General features: G+C 36.6%; 18 protein-coding genes and 1 tRNA gene. 16 read left to right on the top strand and 3 right to left on the bottom strand.

Annotated features, from left to right (window positions below; all coding sequences use genetic code 11):
- Nucleotides 1–121: 121 nt before the first annotated feature.
- Together H625_RS0104780 and H625_RS0104775 are read left to right on the top strand one after the other, a co-directional pair.
- Nucleotides 122–2,173: a copper-translocating P-type ATPase gene (locus tag H625_RS0104780; RefSeq protein ID WP_026858901.1), complete on the top strand. Its 2,052-nt coding sequence runs from the start codon at nucleotides 122–124 to the stop codon at nucleotides 2,171–2,173.
- Nucleotides 2,174–2,237: 64 nt separating this feature from the next.
- A complete protein-coding gene (locus H625_RS0104775; RefSeq protein WP_026858900.1) occupies nucleotides 2,238–2,669 on the top strand; it encodes a CopY/TcrY family copper transport repressor in 432 nt (143 codons plus the stop codon).
- Nucleotides 2,670–2,807: 138 nt separating this feature from the next.
- Here the strand turns inward: H625_RS0104775 and H625_RS0104770 are convergent, their stop codons facing one another.
- The gene (locus tag H625_RS0104770; protein WP_026858899.1) at nucleotides 2,808–3,392 is read right to left on the bottom strand and encodes a YdhK family protein; all 585 of its coding nucleotides are present in this window, start codon (nucleotides 3,390–3,392) and stop codon (nucleotides 2,808–2,810) included.
- Nucleotides 3,393–3,672: 280 nt separating this feature from the next.
- On the opposite strand from H625_RS0104770, the gene H625_RS0104765 reads away from it, so the two are divergent.
- Nucleotides 3,673–5,076 (top strand): HAMP domain-containing sensor histidine kinase, encoded by a 1,404-nt coding sequence (locus H625_RS0104765; RefSeq protein WP_026858898.1) that lies wholly within the window; start codon nucleotides 3,673–3,675, stop codon nucleotides 5,074–5,076.
- Nucleotides 5,054–5,725 carry a response regulator transcription factor gene (locus H625_RS0104760; protein ID WP_026858897.1) on the top strand — a complete coding sequence of 224 codons (672 nt, stop codon included), beginning with the start codon at nucleotides 5,054–5,056 and terminating at the stop codon, nucleotides 5,723–5,725. The genes H625_RS0104765 and H625_RS0104760 overlap by 23 nt, the downstream gene beginning before the upstream one ends.
- A 96-nt stretch (nucleotides 5,726–5,821) precedes the next feature.
- On the opposite strand, the gene H625_RS0104755 is transcribed toward H625_RS0104760, so the two are convergent.
- Nucleotides 5,822–6,763, bottom strand: coding sequence for an ornithine cyclodeaminase family protein (locus H625_RS0104755; RefSeq protein ID WP_026858896.1), 942 nt, complete (start codon nucleotides 6,761–6,763; stop codon nucleotides 5,822–5,824).
- Nucleotides 6,764–6,783: 20 nt separating this feature from the next.
- Nucleotides 6,784–8,094: an MFS transporter gene (locus tag H625_RS12575; RefSeq protein WP_035785184.1), complete on the bottom strand. Its 1,311-nt coding sequence runs from the start codon at nucleotides 8,092–8,094 to the stop codon at nucleotides 6,784–6,786.
- A 147-nt stretch (nucleotides 8,095–8,241) separates the two neighbouring features.
- On the opposite strand from H625_RS12575, the gene H625_RS0104745 reads away from it, so the two are divergent.
- From H625_RS0104745 to H625_RS0104690, 12 genes are all read left to right on the top strand, one after another.
- Nucleotides 8,242–8,313: transfer RNA gene (locus H625_RS0104745), tRNA-Val, on the top strand.
- 142 nt (nucleotides 8,314–8,455) lie between these two features.
- Nucleotides 8,456–9,178, top strand: coding sequence for an ABC transporter ATP-binding protein (locus tag H625_RS0104740; protein WP_026858895.1), 723 nt, complete (start codon nucleotides 8,456–8,458; stop codon nucleotides 9,176–9,178).
- The gene (locus tag H625_RS0104735; RefSeq protein WP_051238974.1) at nucleotides 9,175–10,251 is read left to right on the top strand and encodes an ABC transporter permease; all 1,077 of its coding nucleotides are present in this window, start codon (nucleotides 9,175–9,177) and stop codon (nucleotides 10,249–10,251) included. The genes H625_RS0104740 and H625_RS0104735 overlap by 4 nt, the downstream gene beginning before the upstream one ends.
- Before the next feature lie 24 nt (nucleotides 10,252–10,275).
- Nucleotides 10,276–10,659 carry a VOC family protein gene (locus tag H625_RS0104730; RefSeq protein ID WP_026858893.1) on the top strand — a complete coding sequence of 128 codons (384 nt, stop codon included), beginning with the start codon at nucleotides 10,276–10,278 and terminating at the stop codon, nucleotides 10,657–10,659.
- A 12-nt stretch (nucleotides 10,660–10,671) separates the two neighbouring features.
- Entirely contained in the window at nucleotides 10,672–11,130 is a 459-nt protein-coding gene (locus tag H625_RS0104725; RefSeq protein ID WP_026858892.1) for a GNAT family N-acetyltransferase, read from the top strand.
- A 138-nt stretch (nucleotides 11,131–11,268) separates the two neighbouring features.
- Nucleotides 11,269–12,825 (top strand): helix-turn-helix domain-containing protein, encoded by a 1,557-nt coding sequence (locus H625_RS0104720; protein ID WP_026858891.1) that lies wholly within the window; start codon nucleotides 11,269–11,271, stop codon nucleotides 12,823–12,825.
- A gap of 119 nt (nucleotides 12,826–12,944) precedes the next feature.
- A complete protein-coding gene (locus H625_RS0104715; RefSeq protein ID WP_026858890.1) occupies nucleotides 12,945–14,114 on the top strand; it encodes a metal-dependent hydrolase family protein in 1,170 nt (389 codons plus the stop codon).
- Nucleotides 14,115–14,139: 25 nt separating this feature from the next.
- Entirely contained in the window at nucleotides 14,140–15,540 is a 1,401-nt protein-coding gene (locus H625_RS0104710; protein ID WP_026858889.1) for a sodium:solute symporter family protein, read from the top strand.
- A 26-nt stretch (nucleotides 15,541–15,566) separates the two neighbouring features.
- A complete protein-coding gene (locus tag H625_RS0104705) occupies nucleotides 15,567–16,742 on the top strand; it encodes a metal-dependent hydrolase family protein (protein ID WP_026858888.1) in 1,176 nt (391 codons plus the stop codon).
- A gap of 23 nt (nucleotides 16,743–16,765) precedes the next feature.
- Nucleotides 16,766–17,899, top strand: a complete 1,134-nt coding sequence (locus tag H625_RS0104700) for a M24 family metallopeptidase (protein ID WP_026858887.1) — start codon at nucleotides 16,766–16,768, stop codon at nucleotides 17,897–17,899.
- A gap of 474 nt (nucleotides 17,900–18,373) precedes the next feature.
- Nucleotides 18,374–20,290 (top strand): Eco57I restriction-modification methylase domain-containing protein, encoded by a 1,917-nt coding sequence (locus H625_RS0104695; RefSeq protein ID WP_026858886.1) that lies wholly within the window; start codon nucleotides 18,374–18,376, stop codon nucleotides 20,288–20,290.
- 1 nt (nucleotide 20,291) lies between these two features.
- Nucleotides 20,292–21,452 carry a DNA cytosine methyltransferase gene (locus H625_RS0104690; protein ID WP_026858885.1) on the top strand — a complete coding sequence of 387 codons (1,161 nt, stop codon included), beginning with the start codon at nucleotides 20,292–20,294 and terminating at the stop codon, nucleotides 21,450–21,452.
- Nucleotides 21,453–21,458: the final 6 nt, after the last annotated feature.

Below are 21,458 nucleotides of genomic sequence, written 5' to 3'. Positions count from 1 at the left end.
CATGCATTTTTTATAATAATTTATATAGATACTTGACAATGAACGATTACGGATGTAAACTTAAACTGATTAAACGACTACAGTTGTAAACGGTCAAATTTAATAATTTAGGAGGAATAGCATGAAACAACCAAATGAACATTCTCAACACAATCATCATAATCATGGAGAAAGTAACGAGTCTCATGATTATAGTAATCATGAGCATGGCGGACACGACCACCACGGACACATGGTAACAGAGTTTCGGAATAAGTTTTTTATCATTATGATATTCACAATTCCAATAGTACTGCTATCTCCAATGATTCAAAACTTCTTAGGTGTGGATTGGCAATTTAGCGGAGATATTTATATTGTGGCAGCATTGGCTACATTCGTTTACTTCTATGGAGGATGGCCTTTCATCAAAGGTGCTTACGATGAACTGAAAAACAAAGAGCCGGGTATGATGACATTAATAGGAATGGCGATTTCCGTTGCTTATTTTTATAGCATGGCGGTTGTTTTTGGATTCAATGGGGAAGAAATCTTCTGGGAGCTGGCAACTCTTGTACTAATCATGCTTCTTGGGCACTGGATTGAAATGCGCTCTATTAACAATGCTTCCAAGGCTCTGGAATCTCTCGCATCATTAATGCCGGATACGGCAAATCGTCTCACTGAAAATGGTGAAACAGAAGAAGTGCAGATTGATGATATTGAAGCAGGAGATTTACTGCTGGTCAAACCCGGAGAAAAGATGCCGCTGGATGGAAAAATTGTGAAAGGGAAATCTCAAGTTGATGAATCTATGCTGACAGGTGAGTCCGTCCCTGTCGAAAAGTCCATTGATGACGAGGTCATTGGCGGTTCAATTAACAGAGAGGGTTCGCTCACTATTGAAGTAGAGAAGCTTATGAACGAATCTTACCTGACACAAGTTATAGACATGGTCAGAGAATCTCAACGTACTAAATCTAAAACACAGGATGTAACTAACAAAGCAGCCAAATGGTTATTCTATATCGCTTTAGCTGCCGGGATTATCACATTCATCGTATGGATAGTTATTGGAGCTACTGTAGATACTGCAATCATGAGATTGGTCACTGTTTTAGTTATCGCTTGTCCTCATGCTTTAGGTCTGGCGGCACCGCTGGTAATCTCAGTGTCTACATCACTTGCTGCAAAGCACGGATTGTTAATCCGCAAACGTCCACAGTTTGAAAATGCGCGGAAAATTAATGCTGTGATATTCGATAAAACCGGTACGTTGACTGAAGGGAAATTTGGCGTTACAGATATACAGACTTTCAATAATATGAATGAAAATACGCTTTTAAGTTATGCAGCAACTGTGGAAAATGACTCTGAACATCCTATTGCGACAGGTATACTCAATGAAGCTAAAGCAAAAGATCTTGAATTACTTGAAATGACAAATTTCAATTCAATTACTGGTGTTGGAATTGAAGGTACAATTGATGATAAACAAGTCAAAGTAGTAAGTCCGGGATATGTACGTAAACAAAATATCGATTTTGATGATAAGAATTTCGAAAAATGGTCACAACAAGGTAAAACAGTCGTTTTTCTTCTGGTAGATGAAGAACTGGCAGGTGCTGTTGCACTCGCAGATAAAATTAAGGAAAGTTCCAAGGAAACAATTGACCAGCTGCATAAGAGAAATATTAAAGCTATAATGTTAACCGGAGACAATCAGAAAGTGGCAAATTACGTCGCAGAACAAATTGGGATTGATGAAGTTTATGCTGAAGTAATGCCCAATGAGAAAGCGGAAAAAGTGACAGAAATTCAGGAACGCGGGTTAATTGTTGCAATGACGGGTGACGGCATCAATGACGCGCCTGCATTAACTAAAGCGGATGTTGGTATTGCTGTTGGGGCAGGTACGGATATTGCTATGGATAGTGCAGACATCGTTCTCGTAGACAGTAATCCGAAAGACATTCTTGCAATATTCAGCTTGTCTAAAAGAACGTATAATAAACTGGTACAGAATCTGATCTGGGCAACCGGATATAACGTGATTGTTCTCCCGCTGGCGGCAGGAGTGCTTGCGCCCTGGGGTATAATACTCAGTCCGGCTGTAGGAGCAATCCTGATGAGTCTCAGTACAATTATTGTGGCAATCAATGCACAGCTGCTTCACAGATTTGAAGTAGAATAACATAAAAAGATTTGAAGTAAATAGATCACAGATGTAAAAAGAGAAATAAACCAGAGGTGAGAGTATGACCAAAACAATGGATTCAAATATCACAGATTCTGAATGGGAAGTAATGCGGGTCGTTTGGGCACAAAACAAAACGACGAGTAAAGATATTAGAGATATTATAGAAAATAAAAAGAATTGGAAACCGGCCACGACCAAAACACTTATTGGAAGACTTGTTGATAAAGGTGTATTAAACACAGAAAAGGACGGCAACAAATATATTTATTCAACTAATTTAAAGGAAAGTGATTTTCTCAAAAGTACACTTGATCAAACTTTCGATAATATATGTAATAAGGATGTTGGAAAAATTATTGCAGATTTAATTTCAAAATCAACATTAAGCTTTAAAGATATAGAAGAATTGGAGAAAGTATTAGAAATGAAAAAAGAGGATGCAGTTGACGAAGTGACGTGTAATTGTGTTCCAGGTCAATGTAATTGTTAATCAGCATTAAACAAAATTAATGAATTTTAAAAATAGACAATAGTTTAATTCGGAAAATATAGAATAAATGCCGGCAGATTCTAATTGAATTTTTGCCGGCATTTATATTTTTTCTCAATGGACAATCAGTTCGAAATTTTATTCTGCAGGTGCCAATTCACTTTCCGTGACCCATTTATGATTCTGAACTTCTTCTTCAGTATCAGTTGTAACGAAATCCACCATATAGACAGTCGTTTCTTCGGCGGAATCAATCGTAGCCGTTGCACCTTCCATTCCCTCCATATGTGATGCGTTCATTGTTGATTCATCACCTGGTTCCATTGGCGTCTCTCCAGGGTTTTCAAATTCTTCATGGACGACCCATTTATGATCTTCTACTGGATCTCCACCATTTGCCGGTGTGTACGAGACAGTATAGATAGTTGTATCAAAAGCACCTGAAATTGTTGCTTCAGCACCGTCCATTCCTGGCATGTGTTCAGCTTCAATCATTGCCTGGCTCCCAACTTCATAAGTTGGATTATCTGCTTCTTCCAAATCTTCAGGTACTTCACCAGAGCTGGACATCTCTTCAGCAGAATGCTCCATGTGGCCTCCGGAATCGGATTCCATCTCCATCTCGTCTTCGTGCCCCTCTTCATTTTCACTATTACCGCATGCAGTCAGTAAAAATACGGCGAATACGGAAAGGAACGCCAATAACATTTTGTTTTTCAACATAAATATAACCTCCATTTGATTAATTCTATTCAAAAACTTACCCATAATATTTGCATTTTATATGCAGATTCAAGGGAAAAGAATGTATTTAACTAAATATATGAAATTATATCTTCAAGAAATCTGCATCAAAAATCGATATTTTAATCATAAAATATATAGAATAGCGTATTATTCACTATGAGGTAGGTTACTGAATATACCAATAATAATCTAAACAACGAATCATTTATAATAGTTTATGTGATATAAAAATATGTCAGAGTGCGGGGAGGTTCTTATGTTCAATAAATTAGCTTTGAAAATAGGGTTATTGTTTTTTCTGGTGATTCTTACTGTTGAAATAATATTATTTTACATACTGTATACAAACTTGGTCACTGATCGCGTGGAAGAAGTAATGGGAGATTTGCTGGCACGGGGAAATACTCATAGAGATGTATTGGAAGAAAATTTTACAGAATCGACAATGAATCATGTTTCTATTATGGAGTCAGAATCAGATTTTATTGTAGTGATAACAGATGAAAATGGAGAGGTCATCACGAGTTCTGATCCGGTTGCACCCGAAATGGTTTCAGTCATCGAACATACAGATTATGGTGAAATACCCCGGGCAGGGGCTATCCTGAAATCTAATTGGTCAGAAGAAAAATATGTATCCACAGATAGTCCGATTACCTTTAATGAAACGCATAGCGGACATGTCTTCATGTTTGCCGGAAGTGACAGCATCGAGCGAATTATTGACCATCTCAGCCATAAGTTTTTATTAGTCGGTTTGTTGAGTTTGTTTCTGACTGTGATCACAGTATTTATTCTTTCCAGAGTTATTACCCGGCCGATATTACAGATGAAAAAAGCGGCCGAGCAATTAAGTAATGGAAATCATCATGTGGAATTATCTGCACAGCGAAAAGATGAACTCGGAGATTTGGCGACTTCAATTAATAGGTTATCAGAAGACCTGGAACGCTTAAAAATTGAGAGAAATGAATTTTTAGGGAGTATATCTCATGAACTGCGGACGCCTTTAACCTATATGAAAGGATATACGGATATCATCAGCAGAACCAACATATCAGCGACGGATAGAGATAAATACATTAAAATTATCCAGGAAGAAACAGAGTATTTAACATATTTAATTAAAAACCTGTTTGAGTTAGCACGAATAGATCATAATGAATTTGACATCAAAAAAGAGAGAATAAAGTATGCTGATTTAATAAAAATTGTTATAGCGCGCATTCGTCCGGCACTTGAAGAAAAAAATATAGAACTTATTTTTAACTGTCCGGATAATTTCATTCTTATGGCAGATTCAGAGAGAATGCAGCAGGTTCTATTGAATATTCTGGATAATGCAATAAAATATACGCCTGAAGGCAAACAAATCACAATAGAAGTGAGCCAAAACAAAAACAAAATTTTTACGGCTATTTCAGATACAGGAGAGGGTATTTCTGAAAAAGATATACCGTTTATATTCGAACGCCTGTATCGTGCTGAAAAATCAAGATCCAGGGCAAGCGGGGGATCTGGACTTGGTCTGGCCATCGCTAAAGAAATTGTGGAATTGCATGATGGAGCTATTTGGGTGGAAAGCACACCGGGCAAAGGAACTGCTTTTATCATATCTTTGACGACGGAGGGTTTAGATGAAAAAAGTATTGCTGATTGATGATGAAGAGAGAATGCTGGAACTCCTCGAACTATATTTGAAACCATATAGTTATATTTGCCGTAAGGCTTTAGGTGCGAATGAAGGTCTCGAATATATCAAAGAAGAAAAGTTCGATATTATACTTCTGGATGTTATGATGCCTGAAATGAATGGCTGGGAAGTATGTAAAAAAATTCGTGAATACTCAGATATCCCCATCATTATGGTAACCGCACGGGAACAAAAAGAAGATATAGTGAAAGGACTCAAACTGGGTGCAGATGACTATATAACGAAACCTTTTGATGAAGAAGAGTTAGTTGCAAGAATAGATGCATTACTGCGAAGAACAAAACCTGTTAACCAGATTGAACTGGATGGGTTGTTATGGGACGAAGACCAATTTGAATTATCGTATAGGCATCAATACGTAAAATTGACCCCAAAAGAATTTTCGATTATCGGATTACTGATGAAAAATCCAGGAAGAGTATTTTCGAGAGAGCATTTAATTGAGATGGTCTGGGGTTTTCATTCTGAGACTGAAGGACGTACGGTGGACTCCCATGTGAGGAATATGCGTGAAAAAATACGGGAATTGGGATTTCCGATAGACGAATACTTTCATACAGTATGGGGAGTGGGATACAAATGGAACAAAAAATAGAAGAAATGCCATGCGGGAATTCGTATCAAACAGACTGAAAAAACCAAAGAACAGGTGAATCCTTTTGGATTCACCTGTTCTTCACTTCACTCAATATTAAGCAAACATCTTCATTACGCCGCCTGCGACGGCTAAGTCAAAGTAGCCTGCGCCGACGCATTTGTAAATCGTGATGTCTGTGTTATTTTCACGTAAATATCCTTTATCGTATATATCAGCGAGTGTGCCTCTGATATCATCCCAGCTGATAATTCCTGCTTCAACTGCATCGATGAGTTCACCAGCCTCATCTTTTACTCCGTCCATGTCATCGACATAAATATGGTCTGCACGCTCAATCGCCGTACGGTCCATTTCTTTCATTTCGTGTGTAAATGAACCGACACCGTTAACGTGAGTTCCCGGTTTCAGCAGTTCACCGTTATAAACCGGTGTTTTGCTCTGCGTTGCACAGTTAATAATATCACTCTGTTTAACGAGTTCATCGACATCAGCAATCACTTCGATGTCTGCCCAGATTCCAAAGTCTTCTAAACGTTTTTTAAACGCTTCCGCTTTTTCCGCAGTGCGGTTATACAGATAAATTCTCTGGATATCCCGGACTTCAACGACACCGAGAACCTGCTCGAATGCCATATTGCCCGTCCCGATAACGCCGAGTGATTTCGCATCGTCACGTGCCAGTTTATCGGTCGCAATCGCAGTCATCGCACCTGTACGGAGTCTAGTTAAATACGATGCATCCATCGTCGCCTTATGGGCGCCGTCGGTCAGGTCCGTTACTAAAATATTACCCTGCGTTGTCGGCAGATTTTTATTCGTCGGGAAAATCGACACCGTTTTAATAATCGATACCTGCTGCGTTAAGCTGATGCACGGCATGTACAGCATTGAGCTGTCTTCCCCTGCAGGCAGCACTGTGCGGATTGATTCTACGATCTTATCTTCATTGTAATCTTTTAAAATTGCGTTAACATCTTTAATTGCATGACTGATCTTATATTTTTCTTCTATTTCTTTATCTGTCAATGTAATCAATGTATTCACTCCATCTAGTATTATTCGGCGTTCATTAATCTGTCTTCTTTATCCTGAGCGGATTCTCCGCGCATTGCGAATACTGCAATCAATGACACAATTGCTGTCATTACAATGTACAGCGATACCGGAATACTTGAACCGTCAAACTGGTTCATCAGGAATTCAGCGATAAGCGGTGCAGAACCACCGGCAACTGCAGCACCGATCTGATAGCCGAGCGTAACTCCAGTATAACGTACTTCTTTACTGAATGATTCGGAGAACATCGTGCCGAGTATTGCCGTAATCGGCGGCCAGATTACAACCAGTCCGATGAATGTTGCTAAAATAACGAGCATCGGTTCATGTGTATTCACGATAAAGAAATACGGGAAGGCGTAAATCAGCATCGCCGTTGCCCCAATCAGGAACATCTTTCTCCGTCCGACTCTGTCGGACAGACTGCCCATAACCGGAATCATAATCGTCGTGAGCACAGATACCGCCATAATCGACAGCATCATAAATTCGAATGATACGTCGAGACTCGATACACCGTAACCGACGATGAACGTCGTGAAGATATAGAACGGCCCGGTTTCAACAAATTTAGCACCTGTCGTAATGAGCACTTCTTTCGGGTGCTTCTTAAAAATCTCAACAATCGGCAGGCGTCTGACTTCGTTTTTCTCAGCTGCTTCTTTCTGCATCTGAACGAAGGCCGGCGTTTCATCGAGACCTTTACGAATTAACAGCCCGATAATAACGAGCAGCAGACTGAAGATAAATGGAATTCTCCAGCCCCATGCGAGGAACATCTCCTCAGGCATTGCCCATGTGAGCAGGAAGAATGAACCGTAAGCAAGAACGAGACCGATAGGAATCCCCATCTGCGGGAAACTTCCGAACAGCCCGCGCTGTTTCTTCGGTGCATATTCAGTAGCAAGGAGCAGGGCGCCGCCCCATTCTCCGCCGATGCCGAGACCCTGTATTAGTCTGAATAAGAGTAACAGCAGCGGTGCAGCAACACCAATTTGTGCATATGTAGGCAGTAAACCGATACCTGCGGTTGCGAAGCCCATTAAGCTTAATGTAATAATTAATGTTTTCTTACGTCCGACTCTGTCACCAATATGTGCAAAGATGACTCCCCCTAAAGGACGTATAAAGAATGACAGTGCCAGCCCGAAATAGGCCAGAATATTCGACAGGAATGCATCGTCGGTCACGAAGAACTGCGTATTAAAAATAATACTTGCGACTGCAGCGTACAGGAAAAAGTCGAACCATTCTATTGATGAACCAATCAAACTTGCTGATAATACTTTTCTTCTTAGTTTTTTATCCATAGTAAACCTCCCTTAAGTCTGGTTATAGATTAGCACATATTAAAATTCATTGATATAAAAATTAAAATATTCAGGCAATATAAAATGCTTAGTATAAGTTGATTTATTTTCAGAACTGGCTTAAAGTATATAAGTAGTCAATAATACGATTCCGTAGCTCAGCGGGAGAGCGCTTCGTTGACATCGAAGAGGTCGGTGGTTCGATCCCACTCGGAATCATTAACTGTATAAAAGCTGTACGATGTTTTTACATCGTGCAGCTTTTTTTATTTGTCAGATTTACAATATTTGTTATATGCTTAAGTGAATGTAAGAGAGGGTATTTGTCAGTATAATTGTATACATAAAGGTCGTGATAACTGTGACTAAAATAATTGCTTCACTGCAGGATGCTGATAAAAAATTTTTCTTTAATCAGGTGCTGACTGATATTAATTTAACTGTTAAAGCCGGAGAAATAGTTGGACTGATCGGCCCGGAGGAATCCGGCAAGACAACGTGTATCCGCTGCCTGATTGGTATGGAAGATTTAACAGACGGAAAAGCACATGTGCTGGATGAACAGATGCCGAAGCGGAAAATGCTGAGTAAGATTGGCTATATGGGCCAGGAAGCAGCAATTTACGGAACGATGACAGCGCATGAGAATATGGTGTTTTTCGGCAAACTGAAAAACCTTAAAGGACAAGAACTTAAAAGCGAAATCGATAAAAACCTCAAGCTGGTTGGACTGCATGAAACTGGGAGTAACAAGGTATCGAAGTTTTCAGGGGACATGAAGCGGAGACTGTCACTGGCTATTGCTTTGCTTGGCAGTCCTAAATTGATTGTGCTGGATGAGCCCGGGGCAGGGATTAATCCAGAGCTGCGATTGTCGGTTTGGAATCATCTGAGGACGCTTGCAGATGAAGGTGCGGGCATTATCGCAGCAGCACAGGGCATGAGCGGCGTCGAAAAATACGATAGAGTAGTACTGCTTAATAAAGGCAGAATAGTGGCAGAAGGACCGCCGGAAGCATTGATGAATGAATATAAGGCAGTTTCAATCGAAGAAGTGTTCATAAAAATGGAGGCGGTTACATGATGGGGATGGGTACCATTGCTGTGCAGACATTCAGGAGTATGCTCCGTAATGTAAAAATGCTGCTGTGGGTTCTGTTGGCGCCGCTCGTTGTCATTACGCTGATGTATCTGGTTTTTGATGTCAAAAATGAAACGGATATACGTATAGGCGTACCGGATACGATGGACCCGACCTTTACAGAAGGACTGCCGGATGATGTGGAAGTTCTGACCTATGAACTGACACCGGTGCTTGACACACTGCTTGATACCCATGAACTGGACGCGTTTGTCAGTATGGAAGACAAGGGACTTAATGTCACTTATAAAAATGAAGACCCGCCGAAAACAGCTGCTGCAGAACAGGCGGTTGAGACAGGTGTCCGTGCTGTGGAGGATGAAAGACTGAAGGGAATTATGGCAGCTCTGCCGGAAGAGGCCGAGATTCCGAAGATTGAAATTGAAACATCTTTTCTATACGGTGATTCAGCAAGTACGTTTTTTGAAAAAATGTTCCCGATATTGACAGGCCTGGTGCTGTTTTTCTTTGTGACGGTATTTACCTGCCTTACACTGTTCCGGGAACGCTGGTCAGGCACGCTGGAACGGATGCTGGCTACATCAATCAGACGGAGTGAGGTGATTCTCGGTTATTTAACGGGACTCGGTCTGTTTATCCTGCTGGAAACAGTCCTGCTGGTGCTGTATTCGATTTACCTGCTGGATGTAACGATTGCCGGGAGTATGATATGGGTGTTTGTCATTTATATACTGCTCGCGTTCAGCGGTGCTGCGGCGGGTATGATGATCGCGCTGCTGTCGAAAAGCGAAGGGCGGCTGATGCTCTTGATTCTGCTGGTCACTGTGCCGCAGATATTTTTATCGGGATTAATTCCCTTTGATTATATAGGAGACTGGTTTAATAACATCGGCTATGGATTTCCGCTGAGATATGCGGGAGACGCGCTGACGGAAGTGATGATTAAAGGAAACAGCTGGTCGTATATTTGGAATGAACTGCTGGCTTTAGCACTGTTCATTATTGGCTTTACGGTGCTGAGTATTTTAGGGCTGAAGAAACACCGGAGAGTGTAATCTTTTTAAGAAGGACTGATATAAATGATTAAAAAACTGGCGAACGTTATGCTGTATGTGAAAGATATCGATATGGCGGTGGACTTCTGGACGACTAAATTAGGCTTTACGGTGAAAGAAGAATTGGATCTGATGGAGAACTATAAAGGATATGAAGTGGCGCCGGACGCTGAATCGGAAACGACGATAGTCATGTTTCCGCTTGAGTTTATCGAGAAATACAGTCCGGAAGTGAGCAGGGAAACGCCGTCGCTGATGTTCGAAGTGGAGAATGTTGAAGCGGTGTATAAAGAGCTGAAAGAAAAAGGCGTGGATGTCGGTGAACTGGTGGAGATACCGGGGATGAAGACATTTAACTTTAACGATGGACAGGAAAACTACTTTGCGGTGAGTGAAGCGGTGGAATAGGGGACTGATGAGATGGTTGAATTTGTTGAGATAAATGAAGAGAACTATGAAGCGGTGTTGAAGCTGAAAGTGACAGACGAGCAGAACCAAGCGAAATTTATAGCACCGAATGTGAGATCGATTGCGGATGCGTATCTTTATAGAAAAGCAGGAGACGTGTTTCCGTATGCGGTGCAGGACGGGGATAAGGTAGTTGGATTTATACTGCTGGATGAAGACGAGGAAGAAAAAGAATTAATGATTTGGCGGATGATGGTGGATAAGGACTATCAGGGTAAAGGATACGGCAAAGCGATTGTGGAGAAAGTGATAGAGCAATTTGAAGCGGACAGCAGGTTTGATGTGCTCATTGCGGATTATGTTAAAGGCAATGACGTGATGGGCAGGCTACTGGAGTCGCTTGGTTTTGAATATGGAGAGTTTGATGAAGAGAATAATGAGTATGTGATGAAGATGGAGAAGAAAAATTAATGAGTACTGTAAGAGAAAACAATATTTTGGGATGAATTTAGTTCTATTTTCTCTTTTTTTGAGTGCTTAATTATCAATTTTCTATTAGTTTTAATTAATTTTTTGATTTCTTTATTTAAACTTAAAGGGGATACAACTATGGTGACATTAAGTAGATTGTGTAAAGAGTTTAAGAAAATTGAGATAAAACTTATTGAAGACATAGCTGAAGCCGATGTGAGGATAGATTATATAACAATTTTAGAATTACCAGAGAAAAATTATAACTTTAAAAAAAATGGATTGGTATTGAGTACTTTTCAAGCATTTAAGAATATCGATAGTATTAATGAGCAAATTACATGGCTTAAAACGCTAGGGATTTTAGGGATAGGTTTCCATAAAGCACATTATAAAGAAGTGCCAAAAGAAGTTATTCAACATTGTAAGAAGTTAAGTATGCCACTTTTTAGTATTCCTATAAATGTACCATATCATAAAATATTGGATATATTTAACCAACTAGAGAATGAACAGTTGAATCTAAAAAGTTATGAAATATACAAAATGAATGAAAAAATATTAGAATCTGTCTTTTTAGAAAAAGATCCTGGATACATTATAAATTTGATTGGAAATTATATTAAAGAAAATATTATCTTACTAGACTCACATATGAAAGTTAAATCTATTTGGAAAGAACCTGTTTACAGCCAGTCCTATATGGACAGACTGACAAGTGAAATTACTTCTATACATAAAGAGGAGTTATTAAAAACTCGTTTTTTTAAAAGAGAAACGCAGCTAACTGTAAATAGTGAAAGTAATAAAGAACTAGTGATTAATATTATCCCAGTAGTTTCGAAGAAAAGTTTTCTAGGATATCTTATTATAAATAAAACAGCGACGGAAAATTTTTATAGTGATGAAGTAATTCGCATGGGTATTAGAGCTATAAGTATGTCCTCGTATAAACAATCCTCTGGAAATAATCACTTGAGACTTAGAGATATAAAAAAGTTCGAAATACTTATTAACAATGAAAGTAATAGTTTAAAAGAAAATGATTTTTATATACCTATTTCTAAATTAAGTTATTGTATGAGAGTATCATTTGAAGATAAGAGAATTCTTGAAGAAGCATTTAACTCAGTTAATACAGTATTCATGGAGAAGAATTCAAACGTATTAACGTGGATTTATAATAGGACGCTTATCGCGTATTTGGAAAATGATGAAGAATTAAATGAATTGATAGAAATACTGGAAATGTATTCTTATCAGTCTATAGGGTTAAGCGCGGAACATGTAGAAACCTCATTAGATGAGATTAGTAAAATGAATATGCAGGCTAGAACAGCAATGCTTTCTTCTAAAAAAGATGGAATACAGCTTTCTAAGTGGAATAATATAGGAATTGAAAAATTAGTCTATAATATCGATGAACTTTCGTTATTTAAGTGTTTAGATGAAGAGATACTATTACCAATAATAGAATATGATAAAAAGAAAGATGGAAATTTAATCAATACTTTAAAAAGTGCTTTATCACATTTCTTTAACATCAAGGCAATAGCAGAAGAGATGTTTGTTCATCCAAATACAGTGAGATATCGACTTTCTCAAATTAATGGCTTATTAAATATAGATATAAATCAAAGTTCTAACTATGCACTTGTAGTGTTAGCGCTCAAGATGTATGAAAAAAATAAATGAAATTGATTCAGTGTGTTGTTGACGTAGTACAACGGTACACTGAATTTTTTGTGGAGAAAATCAATATAAAATTAACAGTATATTGATAATATTTAGAATATATAAAGGAGATGGATAGTATGGTGAAAGTTTTACTTAAGAACGGTAACTTAATTGATGGGCTATCAGACGAGATTAAGGAGAATTTTAATGTAGTGATAGAAGGCGACAAGATTATCGAAGTAACCAAAGAGGTTCCAAAGGATCTGGATAAATATGAAGTTCATGATTGTTCAGGTAAGTATATATTGCCGGGGTTAATAGATTGTCATGTACATCTTGTCTGGGATGGAAGTGCAAATCCGCAAGCAGTAATTAATTATGAACCAGACGAAAGTATCATATTAGATGCCTATGCACATGCTATGGAGACATTAAAGTTAGGTATAACGACGGTGAGAGACTTGGGAGCTCCTAGAGGAACTGTCCTGAACTTAAGAAATAAAATTAATGCAAACAAATTACCTGGGCCGACAATCATATGTTCAGGACCTCCAGTAGTAATGACAGGTGGACATGTCCATTACTTAGGATATGAATCTGATGGTGACAGTGAAGTACGTAAAAACACCAGACGCGTCTTAAAAGAGGGAGCAGACTTAGTGAAAGTTATGGCGACCGGTGGAATATATACAGAAGGAGAAGAACCAGGGTCTGTGCAGTTAAATTTAGATGAGCTGAGTGCAGCTAAAGAAGAAGCATTAAAAAAGAATAAAAAAGTAGCTGCTCATGCGGATGGAATTGAAGGTATTATGAATTGCTTAGAAGTTGGTATAGATACAATTGAACATGGAATATACGCTGACCGAAATGCATTAGAGATTATGAAAAATCAAGGAACGTTTTTAGTACCGACTATGAAGGTAATGAGACAATTAACTAGTAGCCCCGATATTCCTGAATGGGCATTAAAAAAAGCAGAAGCGGTAGTAAAACCTCATTTCGAAATGCTTAAGCAAGCTGTCGAGATTGGTGTGAAAATTGCAACAGGTACTGATTGTGGTGGGCCAATGACTCCGCCTAAGTATTATTATGATGAAATATTAATCATGAAGGATGCTGGAATGAATTCTATGGAAGTAATTAAAGCATCTACTAGTGTCGCTGCTGATTGTATTGACAGGGATGATCTTGGGGCGATAGTAAATGGAAAAAAAGCAGATTTACTTGTAATTGATAGCAATCCATTAGAAAACTTAGAAGTTTTAAAAGGAGAAAAACTAATCTTTAAAAATGGACTGATTGTATAGTAATAACTTAAAAGGGGATGAAGTTATGAGTATATATTTAATTGCAGTAATTGTTTACTTGCTAATAATGGCTGGGATGGGTGTCTATTTTGCTAAAAACTCAATTCAAGATAGTGATGATTTCATGGTAGCAGGGAGAAGTCTTCCTTTATTTGTTGTAATAGGAACTCTTTTAGCTACTTTTGTAGGCTCAGGAACCGTTGTTGGGGGCGCCAGTTTTATTTATCAGTACGGTCCTTTTGCAGCTATATTTAATTTATCAGGCGGTATCGTTGGGGCTATAGTACTTTACTTTATTGCTGATAAAGTGCGTAATAGTGCAACTTATACCGTGCCACAACTTATGGAGAAGAGATTTGGCCGCGTCACAAGACTCATTGCATCAATTATAATTTTATTCGCATTTATTGGTATAACAGCATATCAGTTTACAGGTGGGGCGTATGTCCTTCAATTAACGACAGGGATGTCGCTTGAATGGGGCGCAATTGTTATAGGTTTACTAGTAATATTTTTAACTATAAGTGGAGGATTGTTCTCAGTAGCATATTCTGATGCATTGAGTGCAGTGTTAATCATTCTAGGATTTATAATAGGTGTTCCATTTGCACTAAATACAGCTGGTGGACTTGAAGGATTATCACTTTCATTACCTGAGCATACAAAGACTTGGAACGGCGGTCTGTCATTTATTCAACTATTAGGTTTTTTCCTCCCCTTGTTCTTATTAGTTCTAGGTGATCAAAATATGTATCAAAGATTCTCGGCTGCTAAAAGTGCAAAAGTAGCTAAAAACTCAGTACTCGGATTTATAGCGGGTAATTTTTTAGTCATAGGGTTAACAATTATACTTGCGACTACTGCAATTGTTATATTTCCAGAAATTGAAGCGGACGCAGCAATACTCACATTAGCTGTAGAAGGCTTACCTGTATTCGTTGGGGTTCTTATTTTATGTTCAGCGGTCGCATTTATTATTACAACAGCGACGTCATATCTTTTATCAGCATCTGGAAATATCGTCTATGACTTATTTTATTTTATCCGTGGAAAAAAAGAACCATTAACGAAAAAACAAACACTGTGGTTTAGCAGAGGAACAGTCGTGATTTTAGGTATACTTGCGTATGTTCTTGGAAGGTTTTTCCCAACAGTATTAGAAATTCAAATGTATTCATATACGATGTATGGTGCGTCAATTACACCCGCGATACTTGCTGCATTAATGTGGAAAAAAGCAACAACAGCAGGTGTATTAACATCTATGTTACTAGGTGGAGGATCTACTCTTATTTGGGAGATGGTACTGAATCGTCCTAATGATTGGAACAGTGTGATTGTCGCATTACCATTATCAGTAGCTTCGTTAATTATCGTGAGTTTGCTAACACAAAAACAAAATAGAGAAGTACAACCAGCTGAATAGATTCCTGTATATCTGGAGGCAATTAAATGAATAGTGTAATCAGAAATATAAATATACTGTATGGCGCAGAGCTTGAATTGATTGAAGACCATGAAATATGGTTTGAAAATGGAGTAATAAGTGAAATCGCTCCAATGAGTAAAGAAAAATCCGACTATGAAATTGATGGCCAAGATGGATATTTGATTCCTGGATTGATTGATTTACATGTTCATGTAATTTGGGATGGTTCAGAAGATCCGGTCAGTATGACAGAAAAAGAAGGTTACGAACAGATGCTTATGAGAGCAGTAAGTAATGGGCATCATTACTTAGAACATGGTATTACAACGGTAAGAGATATTGGATCAATTGACGATATTTCAATTCATGTTTCTAAGGCAATAAGAAGAGGAGTAATTAAAGGCCCTGAAATAATTACAAGTGGAAAGACGTTAACGATGACCGGCGGTCATGATCCGTTTTGGGCAAATTTTGTGGACGGTAAAGATGCTGCATTAAAAGGTGTGCGAGAGCAAATCTATAAAGGTGCAACAGTTATAAAAATTAGTGCATCAGGAGGAGTTTATGGGCGGAGTGAAGGTGAATCAGCTGGTCAATCAGAACTCAGTTTAGAAGAGATGACTATTATTTGTGACGAAGCACATAAGTTTGGTTTAGATGTAGCGTCTCATGCTATCGGCAGGGAAAGTATAAAAAATTCAATACTTGCTGGTGTAGATACAATAGAACACGGACATTATATGGATGATGAGCTGATGGATTTAATGGAAGAACATAAAGTTGCGTGGAATCCGACATTATTTGTTTATAGACAGGTTGCAGAACATCAGGGAGTGCCCGAATATGCACGAAAAAAAGCAAAAGATATTGTGAAGATTCATGATGCCGCGTTTAAAAAATATCATAAGAGAGATATTTTAATCGGGGCAGGATCTGATGCGGGTTCTCCTGGTGTCAGTCATCATGCACTGAAAGATGAAATATATGCAATGAATGAAACGATTCAAGATAACAAGGAAACTTTAAAAACAGCGACAGTCACAGCAGGGAAAATATTGAAACGAGAAAAAGGAATAATTTTAGAGGGATACGAAGCAGATTTAGTTATTCTTAAAGATAATCCACTGGAAAACTTAGAACACTTAAATACGGTTCAAAGAGTATTCGCTAGAGGAGAATCAGTTTTTAAAATTAATTAATTTTAAAAGGAGATTGAATAGTTATGGACTTCAAGTCAAGAATTAAAAAGTTAAGAACAATTATGAAAGAAAAGTCATTAGATGCAGTGTTAATATCAAATTTTGAAAATCAGTATTATTTTAGCGGTTTAAAAGCAATTACGTATTCGAGACCGATTCTTATACTCGTTACTGATAAAGAAACAAGTTTAATTATACCAACTTTGGAAGAAAATCATGCTAAAGATAAAACTGATGTTGACCACTTATATATTTATCATGAGGTAAAAGACAAAGAGGGAGCATATTCTTATCTTGAACAAGTACAGGTGATGCTTAACACATTAAGTTCAGAAATGACAATAGGTATAGAATATAATGCTTTACCAACACAGATTACTCTAATGCTGAAAGAGTTTGGTTCTAGTATTGAAAATATCGAAAAAGATATTACAGAAATGCGTGCTGTTAAAAGTGATGAAGAAATTGAAATGATTAAAGAATCAGGTCAATTAGTAAGTCAGGCACTGAAGGAGTCGGTAGAAAATGCTAGGCAAGGTATAAGTGAATTGGAGATGGACTATTTTGGTAATGAATATCTCTTTAAAGAAGTATCCAAAAAATATCCTGACTCTACGTTTGATTATTTTGTAATGTCACCATCTGGAATCGAAAGAACAAATATGCCACATGTATTTTCAAATTCAAGAAAACTGGAAGAAAAAGATATTATTATTCACAGTAGACAAGTTGGATTGAATGGATATCGAGCTGAATGCGAACGTACAATGTTTATTGGAGAACCTACTGAGAAACAGCGAGAAGTGTTCAATGTAATGGTTGAATCTCAACAAGCAGCATTGGATTATATTAAAGTAGGAGTTACAGCAAAAGAAGTGAATCAACAAGCATTAGATGTAATAGACAAGGCGGGGTTGAAAGAATATGTTGTTCACAGAACAGGTCATGGCATAGGTATAGGGGTTCATGAAGAACCATCACTTAGATTCGATAATGATTTGGAACTAGAAGCTGGAATGGTGTTTTGTATTGAACCGGGTATATATATTCCTGGTGTAGGTGGTTTCAGGCATTCTGATACAGTAGTACTAACAGAGGATGATACAGTTCTAATAACGGAATATCCAAGGGATATAGAGAGTTTAATAATTAGATAAATTAAGAATCTATAGACCTCCTTAATATTAAGGAGGTCTTGTATTCGTTGATACTAGTACGAGCAGTATCAACGCTGATTACTTAAATTAAATGAGTATGTAAATGAAACTAGGTTTAGTGCTGGTCAGATTGATCGAAAACACTATATTTTGGTAATTAGACAAATTAAATCTAAAAATATATACTAAGTATTATAGGAGTAGAACATATGTTCACTATTCAGGTTTGTATATTTGGATGAATTAAATAGAATGAAACTCTGAACAAAGTGTTCAGAGTATTTTTTTAATTTTATTTAAATTGTAAAGCAACTAAAAAGACTCTAGAATGAATTAGTGGAAATTTGCGTAAGTATACTAATTTGGAGGCAAATTTTAGTTGCTGTAATTGATATACTTAATAATAAAAGTGCTCTTTCATAAAATTAGAGAAATGTTAAAAGAGAGCAGCATAATCAAGAGGAGTATTTACCGTTGGAGTCTACAAATAAACGTATCAACCAATTTTATAGAGACTATAAAAAAATAAATGAATATATCTATATTAATAGTGATTTAAGTAGAAAAGAAATAGCGAAAATTATTAACTATGAGATTGTTAACCAATTTTTAGAACATGAAGAAATTAGCAGCAATAATGGATTATATAAACTATTATCTTTTGAAAAACCAGACATGGATTATAATCTTTTTTTAAGCTATATACAAAACATTGTTCACAAATATTCTTGGTCACTTAAAGAAGAAAAGAATTCTCTTACTCCAGATATTATTGGAAGAGTCTTTGAGAAGTATGTTAACCAGAGAGAGAATGGTGCATACTATACAGATGAAGACACTATTCAATATATCCTAGATTCTTCAATTTTATGGGCACTTTTAAATAAGTTGAATGCTGAAAATAAAATTAAAGTGGAGTTTATGAGCAATTTTACTGATTCTATGAATGAATCAAATGAAAAGAAAGTATTATTTGAAAAAGTATTAATATCTGCTGAAAAACATGAAGTATATGAGTTATTAGATGTTCTGAAAGAGTTTAAGGTTGCAGATATTTCAGTTGGAACAGGAGCGTTTTTAGTTGCTACTATTGAATATCTGACAGAAGTATATGTTTTATGTTGTAAAGCGATAGAAAAAACGTTAGATATTCATTCTACCCTAATGTATATTATGGAAAAAATAATACATGGTATAGATATTATGCCCGATGCATTGGATATTGCAAGATTCAGAGTGATATTGAAAAGCATTCAAATACTTCAGAAATATAATATGGAATTAAAAGAAATTCCTAAACTAAATTTTTATGAGCAAAATTCTTTAACTTATAATAATTGGTCTAGTATCATCTCGGATAAATCAGATAGGTTTGATTGTATTGTTGGAAACCCACCATACGTAGAGTATTCAAAAATTCAAAATTATGAGTTGGAAAATTATGAAACAAAAAAAAGTGGTAATCTATATGCTTTTATGATAGAAAAATCAATTAGCTTACTCACTGAAGATGGAGTGCTGGGCTTGATTGTTCCTATTTCTTTAGTGTCTACATTGAGGATGTCCTACGTAAGAGAGTATTTATATAAAAATATGAATGAAATTTTTATTGCTAATTTTGCGGATAGACCTGGCACATTATTTAACGGAGTACACCAAAAATTATCAATTGTAATTGCTAAGAAAAATCAGACTGTTGTGCCTAAAATATACACTACAAGTTATATACATTGGTATGAAAAAGAAAGAGATAATTTATTTAAAAATATAAAATATAGAAGAAATATTTTTGAGACCTCAGAATTTATTTTTAAATATGGAAATCAAATAGAAGAAGAGATACTGAAGAAAGTTACTTCTAACGAAACGAATATACTAAGTATGACGAGTCCAAAAGGACAACATCCATTGTCTATGAGTACTAGAATGACTTTCTGGATGAAGGCATTTCCAGTGATTAATGAATCATCAGAATATAAAAAGCTGTTTTTTGAAGATATTAAGGTAAGAAATTTATTTTATTTGTTACTAAATTCAGATATATTTTATTTTTATTGGGAAAGCATCTCAGACGGATGGCATATTACAAATAAAGAATTGAAATACTTTAAATTTGATTTCAATAAATTGACTGAGTTATCAGAGATTAAAATTAACAAATATACAAAATTACTAGAGGATGATATAGAGAGAAACAAAGAATTCATTGGTACTAAACAAGCGGATTATTCATTTAAGCATAAAAAATCTAAAGAGATTATTGATGAGATTAATCTATTATTAGGAAGTTTATTTGATTTGACTACTAGAGAGCTAGAGTACCTAAGACAGTATAATTTAAGTTATAGAATGAATGATGAGCTAGAGAATTACAATAGTCGGAGGCCATGAAATGAATGTTATAGACTTGTTTTCAGGAGTAGGTGGATTGAGTTCAGGATTTAAAAAAGCCGGATATGATATCATTTTGGCTAACGAAATCGATCCTATGATAGCAGAATCTTATAGAAAGAACCACCCTGAAACATTGATGATCAACAGAGATATAAAATATCTAGCAGATAATTTTAAAGAATGTATAGAAGAGAATTTAGCTCTTATAGATGATCCAGAGCGAAGAGATGAGATACGCAGTAAATTGTCTAGTATAGATGTCATTATTGGAGGGCCTCCTTGTCAAGGATTTAGTATGGCAGGAGCTAGGATTAGAAAAACTAATGAGTTCATTGAAGATCCACGAAACTTTTTATTTAAATATTATTTTAAACTTCTACAGATATTCGAACCGGAATTTTTTGTTTTTGAAAATGTACCAGGTTTAGTGAATTTAAAAAATGGTGATATCCTAAATGAAATTACTAAGATTTTTTCTGATGCCTCGGAGTTTAGTGGGCATGGATACAATATTGAAACAAAAATTATAGATTCTACCATTGCGGGAGTTCCACAAAAACGAAAGAGATTAATAATATTAGGATCGAAAACACACAAAATTGATATATTAGCTGACTTGAAAGAATTTACAGAGGCAAGAAAAATTCCTGACGATGTCACCGTATCAGACGCTATCAGCGACCTTAATTATTTAGAAAGTGGTGACGGAGAATTTATTAGCGAATATAAATCTCCAACACTGAAAAAATATCAAATAGCTAGAAGAACAAAGACAGAAAACCTTTATAACCATGTTGCTCCACTACATGCTGAAAAAACAATTGCTAGGATTGCTGAAATTAAGCAAGGAGAAAATTATCGTAATTTAAAAGATCATGAGAGTATTAAGTCAGTTCACAGTGGGTCTTACGGTAGATTAGAGTGGAATAAAAGTTCACCAACAATAACAACAAGATTTGATACACCATCTGCTGGAAGAGTTATACATCCAGAGCTCAATAGATCGCTAACTCCTAGAGAAGCAGCAAGAATACAGTCGTTTGATGATGACTTTGTATTCTATGGAAATAAAAGTTCGATTGGGAAACAAATAGGTAATGCTGTCCCGCCATTATTGGCTGAGGCAATAGCTAATGTCATTTTAAAATATCAAAGATAAAGGTGA

The sequence above is a fragment of the Jeotgalicoccus psychrophilus DSM 19085 genome (assembly GCF_000425845.1).
GTDB classification, from domain to species: Bacteria; Bacillota; Bacilli; order Staphylococcales; family Salinicoccaceae; genus Jeotgalicoccus; species Jeotgalicoccus psychrophilus.
The sequence above is the reverse complement of the archived record's forward strand: the minus strand, read 5'-3'. Positions and strand labels throughout refer to the sequence as shown.